The sequence below is a fragment of the Streptosporangium minutum genome (assembly GCF_002149035.1).
GTDB classification, from domain to species: Bacteria; Actinomycetota; Actinomycetes; order Streptosporangiales; family Streptosporangiaceae; genus Streptosporangium; species Streptosporangium minutum.
Map to the genome: position 1 here is coordinate 1 of NZ_NGFP01000532.1, position 828 is coordinate 828.

The following is an 828-nucleotide window of genomic DNA, read 5'->3' on the forward strand; positions in this document are numbered from 1 at the left end:
GGGGGTCGTCTACCTGGGGGTGAAGGAGTCGGGGGAGCGCGCGGCGATCAAGTTGCTGCACGTGAAATTCTCCGGCGACGCGATCGCCCGGTCCCGGTTCGCGCGGGAGGCGCGGGCCGCGCAGCGGGTCGCCTCGTTCTGCACGGCGGGCGTGGTGGACGTCGACCTCGAAGGCGACACCCCCTACATCGCGAGCGAATACATCGAGGGCAGGTCGCTGCGGGAGGTCGTGGAGACCGACGGCCCGTTCCAGGGGGTGGCGCTGCAGCGGCTGGCGATCGGCACGGCCACCGCGCTCACCGCGATCCACCACGCCGCGATCGTGCACCGCGATTTCAAACCGGACAATGTGCTCATCGCCGCCGACGGGCCCCGCGTGGTGGACTTCGGCATCGCCCGCATCATCGACTCCACCGGCACGATCACCAGCCGGGCCATCGGCACTCCCGCCTACATGGCCCCCGAGCAGATCTCCGGCGCCGACGTCGGCCCGCACACCGACGTGTTCGCCTGGGGGGCGACGATCGCGTTCGCCGCGACCGGGGAGACGGTCTTCGCCGGCGACTCGATCGCGGTGGTGCTGAACCGCATCCTCAACCACGAGGTGGACGTCGGCGTCATGCCGGAGCCGCTGCGCGGCGCGGTTCGCTCGGCTCTGGCCAAGTCGCCCGCCGTCCGGCCCTCGGCCGACCAGATCCTGCTGCGGATGCTCGGCCACCCCGAGACCGTGGACGCGTCGCCGGCCGTCCTCAACGAGGGAGCGCAGATCGCGGGCCCGGACCCGGGCGAGCCCACCGCCCCCATCCGGATGCGGGCCCCGGCCGCGAC

1 protein-coding gene is annotated in these 828 nt (G+C 72.7%); it reads left to right on the forward strand.

All coding sequences use genetic code 11. The features are described 5' to 3' along the window. The coding region (locus CA984_RS44220) for a serine/threonine-protein kinase (RefSeq protein ID WP_133062005.1) at positions 1 to 828 on the forward strand (828 nt) is incomplete at both ends.